Below are 4,503 nucleotides of genomic sequence, written 5' to 3' on the forward strand. Positions count from 1 at the left end.
GATGGCCGCTGCGCGCGTCACAGTGCCCACCGGGTGAAACCGTCGAGCGAGTTGTACGGGCCGAATGAGGCGGGTCCGGTGGCTTCCCGGGCTTTCCATGTGCCCTGGTTCCACACCATGTTCAATCGCAGGCCTCCGTAGACCGGTGATTGCATGCGCTGGCCGCTGTCGTCGACGTCACGAATCATGGCGAGTTCGACGACGGTGAAGGTGTCTGTGCAGGAGAGGATTTTGAATGCAACCGGTGCTCGCAGTGCGACAGTGCCGGTGTTGATCGGCCGGTTCTCTTCGACTGCTCGTGCGTCCTGGCCGACGACGTCGCTGCCGTTCAGGATCAGCTTGTCGCCTGCCTCGATAGCAACCTGCCCTCCCGCGAGGGTGCGAGGCAGGATGTTGGCGGCGGCCAAAGCCGCTCCCTGCGGGGTGCGGGTGTAGCCGGCGAGGACCAGGCCGTCGATGTACGACGGCCCATCCGTCTCGGAGTAGAGGGTCGAGACACCGAAGTTGCGTTGGATCATCATCGACTCCGGGGACGTGACCGGTCGGCCGTCGTTCGTGCATTCGACACGCGGGCCGGTCGGCGCACGTTGCGGCAGTGGTTGCCCAGCCGGGTTGTTCGGGACCATCACCGTGCGCCCGGACAGATCGGCGTCGGGAACACCGAAGCCTTCCGCGCCGGTGTCGAGCTCGGAGTCACCGGGGGTAGGTGCTGCTGTCGTGGGCGGTGGACCAGCGGTGGTCGGCGGGGTGTCGTCGTCGTTCATGTTTGGGACGATGAAGAAGATCGCTCCGACGACTGCGACGACGACCAGGGCCAAGACTGCGATCAGAATGCTGCGGATGCGGCGGCTCATGAGGTGCGCTCCAAAGTGGTGTAGCCGTCGAGGGAGTTCAGTTCGACGGCGTCGATGTTCTCTTGCGCGGTCGGTAGGACGATGCGCCAATCGTCGGCGATCCATTGCAGTGCAACGGGATAGGAATAGATCTTGTCGGCAGTTCCGATGGTTTGTGCCACCGACACCCCCGCCGAGAGCGGATCATTGGAGTAGTCGGTGACCTCGAACCCGACGAACTTCGGTGCAGCGTCGGCCGGGACGGATCCGGAGACGGTGACGGCGGCGCGTGCGGCCGCGAACTCGCCACGTCCGGGCCCGGGTGCGGTGACGGTGTTGACTACTTCCGGCCACGCGCGGTCGTCGGCGACGGCGAGTGCGGTCTGCCCGTTGATCGCGGCCAGGACAGCACCTTGTGGGGTCTGTGCATATCCGCTGCGATTCACCGATGTCCCAGCGAAGGGCCCGTCGACCCGCGAGGTCGGCACCGATACCCCTGCGATCTCGCGCCAGGTCAGCTCGGCCGGGGCGGAGCGCAGATCCGGTGCCGGATCCGGGGTGGCGGTCGCCGTGTCGTCGTTGCCGGATCCGCACGCAGCGAGTGCGAGGACGGTCGCCGCTGTCGCGGCGATCCGGAGTGTGCCGGAGACGGTCATCAGGAGAATGCCTTTCGGGTCGATGCAGTTCGGGCGCAGGGAAAGTGGGTTTGTCAGGCGAGTACGGCTTGGGCGATTCCGGATGCGGATCCGATGATGGCGGCACAGATAAGGATCCGGGCCAGGGTGGCGTCCTCGACCATCTGTGTTCCGGTGGATTTGCGTTGGTTGACGAATACCGCCCCGCACACGAACAGTGCTGCGATGCAGGTGACGATGGCGAACCAGAGCAGCCACGACAGGCCCGTCATGATCGGCTGCCACACCTCGTCGGGCCACTCGACCGGTGAGGTCGGTGGTTGCGCGAGCACGTCGGTGTTCATGTCATCGCCGCCGTGGCCACTGTATTCGCCACTCCGGCAACGAATCCGAGCAGTATTGACGCATACAGCAGTCCGGTGGCCCGCTGGTTGGCCTGACACCAGCGGCCCCTGAATTGGTCGTACGCAAGCTCACCGCTGCCGACCATGACTCCGACAATCGAGGCAATGATCAGACCCCACAGAGTCCAGTTCACGATGGTCATAGGACGAGCATGTTGACCAGGCCTGCGGCACCACCGATGACGATGGACCCGAACAGTCCGCCGACGAGTTTGCCGGTCGCGTTGCCGCCTTGGCCGCCGCCGGAGATTTTCTCGTACGCGAGCATCGCGCCGCAGATCATGATTCCGGCGACGGCAGCGATGATGCATCCCCACATCAGCCAGGACAGCAGGGTCAAGATCTTGTCCCCGGTGGGGCCGTCCGGTGCTTGGGGGCTGACGTCGCCGATGTTCTGCGCGAGGAACGTGGTCGTCGATGCGGTGAGGCTGGCAATCATGATGTTCTCCTTGGGTGTTGGTTGAGAGGGTGCGGTTCAGTGGCCTGACGCATTGCGGGCGGCGGTGAAGATCTCCCGCCCGATCGCGGCGAGTTCGTGGTGTGGGCTGGTCGTAGAGGCGGCGGGGGCACGCATCCGCCCTGGTGGGGGTGGGTCGGGTTCGGTGGGGGTCCAGATCGCGAGTTCGTTCTGTCTGTGGGTGCGCAGATCCTCGACGTACGGGATCCGCCACACCGCTGGTGCTGCGGAGGCCACAACGTCCGCCCATCGGCGCAGGGTCTTGGGGAGTGGGCCGGGGGCGTCGGGAACCAGGACCAGTCCGAGGAGAGTGCAGTCGCCGACGAGGCCGGCCTGAGCTTGCAGGAGAAGATCGTGGGCAGCGTCGAGGCCGGCCCGGTCCGTACGGCACACGACCACGACGTTGCGGTGCCGGTCGGCTGCGGGCCAGCCCCGGCGGGCATCGCCCGCCGGGGCCCAGATCTGCGCGAGTGTGCCTGCGCCGGAGCGCCCGTGAGCGGCGAGGAGCCACATCACGGGCGGGCGACCGTGGACTGCGACCGGGTCGTCGTGAATCGGTGCTCGGCGTTCGGGCGGCGGTATCCGCAGCCCGGCCGGGGTGACCGACACGTCGTCGTCTCGGTAATAGTCATGGTGCTCAGCTGGTTGTGCGGCCATCTCGGGCGCACCTCCTTCTCCGGCGTTCTCGGTCACCGAGTGGTGGTTGGTGAGACGGTGGTCGGCACAGCGGCAGAAACAGAGGGGGTCGTCGTGGTGGCCGCTGAGGTCGTCGTTGCGGTTCCGGTGGTTCCGACGGTGGCGTGGGCGGCGAGGATGCTCCCGGCACTGCGGACGGTGTCGGTGGTGGCGAACAAGGCTGCACCCTGTTTGATCACTGCTCCGACCTTGTCGGCGAGAGACTGATCGCCGGTCAGGTCAGCGGCGAGTGCGACGATCCACCGCACGGTCAGCTCGACGGGAGTCTCGCCTTTGGATCCGACCGGAACACTGTCGTAGGAGCCGTGTTTGGTGGCGGTGTTCCAGTAGGAGGTGTCGGTGACGAGCTGCGCGAGACCGGCGTTCTCGTCGATGGTGTTCGATACTTCCTCGAACGCGACGTCGACGGCCGAATCGATGGTCGCCGGGGGTACGAGCTTGACCGCCGAGGACAGCACCTTGGTTGCGAGTATGCCCAGAGCTGCGGGTGGATTGGTCAGGCCGACGGTGGCGAGCTGACCGATGGTCTCGGGGGTGATGACGTCCTTGGCGACGGTGATCGCCGCGCCGATGGCCATGCCGGCGATCTTGGTGACCGCACCGACTGCTTCGTCGATCATCTCGTCTGTCGTGGTGGCGGAGGGGTCGGAGTACTTCGCCATCTTCGACAGCACCGTTTCCGACGACGAGTTGACCTCGAACCGGCCTGCCTTGGAGTCGAAGTCGATGTTGTCGTTGATCACCGACGCACCGGTCATCAGGGCGGTGCGTCCGACGGCGGTGGAGACGTCGGTGAGGATCCGGACGGGGTCGCGGGTGTCCATCGAGGACTGTCCGGCAATGGATGCCACCAGCTTGGCGGCGGGGGCGTCGATGGGGGTGTCGCACGCGAGATCGCCTGCGGTGCAGTACGAGGCGACCCGGTCGGAGACTGCTCCGAATCCGGCGATTTTCGGTGTCGGTGCGATACCGCCGCCTGCGGGGGCGGCTGCGGCGACGGCCGGGGCGAGTTGGACGGTGTCCACTGCTGCACCGCTCGTTCCCGGTGCCGGGGCGGGGGTTGAGCCGCCGCCGGCGATGACGTCTTCACCTTCGGCGCGGGTGGGGTCGGAGAACAGTGCTGCGCCGGCGAAGTGGTCGGCGTCGACGGGTCCGGTTCCTGCTCCGATGTCACGGGTGACTTGGGAGGCGACCTCGCCGCCCTGGGAGTAGCCGGAGAGGAAGACTTTGGTGCCGGGGCAGCGTGCGGCGATGTCGGAGATAATCTTGGTGGTGTTCTCGACGCCGATGTCGACGGACTGGGCGTAGGGAACGGCGGAGCGATCGCCGGGCTTGCCGCCGAAACTCGCCGGGTACGGGACGTAGCTGCGTTCGAGAGCGGGTCCGTCGCCGGAGTTCGCATCACGCATCGCCGGGACGGTCAGGCGGGAGAAGAAGCCCGAATCGGTGTCGGGTGAGGAGTTCTCGTCGATCTCGGT

7 protein-coding genes are annotated in these 4,503 nt (G+C 66.4%); all 7 read right to left on the minus strand.

What is annotated here, in order from left to right; all coding sequences use genetic code 11:
* Positions 1 to 17: 17 nt before the first annotated feature.
* On the minus strand, positions 18 to 854 hold the full coding sequence (locus A2J02_RS14630; protein ID WP_068050838.1) for a hypothetical protein: 837 nt from the start codon (positions 852 to 854) through the stop codon (positions 18 to 20).
* Positions 851 to 1,489, minus strand: a complete 639-nt coding sequence (locus tag A2J02_RS14635) for a hypothetical protein (RefSeq protein ID WP_068050839.1) — start codon at positions 1,487 to 1,489, stop codon at positions 851 to 853. Before A2J02_RS14635 ends, A2J02_RS14630 begins: the two co-directional genes overlap by 4 nt.
* A gap of 53 nt (positions 1,490 to 1,542) precedes the next feature.
* Entirely contained in the window at positions 1,543 to 1,812 is a 270-nt protein-coding gene (locus A2J02_RS14640; RefSeq protein ID WP_068050840.1) for a hypothetical protein, read from the minus strand.
* Entirely contained in the window at positions 1,809 to 2,015 is a 207-nt protein-coding gene (locus A2J02_RS14645) for a hypothetical protein (RefSeq protein WP_068050841.1), read from the minus strand. Before A2J02_RS14645 ends, A2J02_RS14640 begins: the two co-directional genes overlap by 4 nt.
* Complete coding sequence (locus A2J02_RS14650) at positions 2,012 to 2,311, minus strand: hypothetical protein (protein WP_051364808.1); 300 nt, start codon at positions 2,309 to 2,311, stop codon at positions 2,012 to 2,014. Before A2J02_RS14650 ends, A2J02_RS14645 begins: the two co-directional genes overlap by 4 nt.
* A 36-nt stretch (positions 2,312 to 2,347) precedes the next feature.
* Positions 2,348 to 2,986 carry a DUF6668 family protein gene (locus A2J02_RS14655; protein ID WP_068050843.1) on the minus strand — a complete coding sequence of 213 codons (639 nt, stop codon included), beginning with the start codon at positions 2,984 to 2,986 and terminating at the stop codon, positions 2,348 to 2,350.
* Between the two features lie 32 nt (positions 2,987 to 3,018).
* The coding region (locus A2J02_RS14660) for a cutinase family protein (RefSeq protein WP_068050842.1) at positions 3,019 to 4,503 on the minus strand (1,485 nt) is incomplete at its 5' end.

The sequence above is a fragment of the Rhodococcus sp. EPR-147 genome (assembly GCF_001647185.1).
Classification (GTDB): domain Bacteria; phylum Actinomycetota; class Actinomycetes; order Mycobacteriales; family Mycobacteriaceae; genus Rhodococcoides.

Coding starts and splice junctions, on each gene's coding strand:
- A2J02_RS14630 (WP_068050838.1), bottom strand. CDS start 854: ATGAGCCGCCGCATCCGCAGCATTCTGATCGCAGTCTTGGCCCTGGTC.
- A2J02_RS14635 (WP_068050839.1), bottom strand. CDS start 1,489: ATGACCGTCTCCGGCACACTCCGGATCGCCGCGACAGCGGCGACCGTC.
- A2J02_RS14640 (WP_068050840.1), bottom strand. CDS start 1,812: ATGAACACCGACGTGCTCGCGCAACCACCGACCTCACCGGTCGAGTGG.
- A2J02_RS14645 (WP_068050841.1), bottom strand. CDS start 2,015: ATGACCATCGTGAACTGGACTCTGTGGGGTCTGATCATTGCCTCGATT.
- A2J02_RS14650 (WP_051364808.1), bottom strand. CDS start 2,311: ATGATTGCCAGCCTCACCGCATCGACGACCACGTTCCTCGCGCAGAAC.
- A2J02_RS14655 (WP_068050843.1), bottom strand. CDS start 2,986: ATGGCCGCACAACCAGCTGAGCACCATGACTATTACCGAGACGACGAC.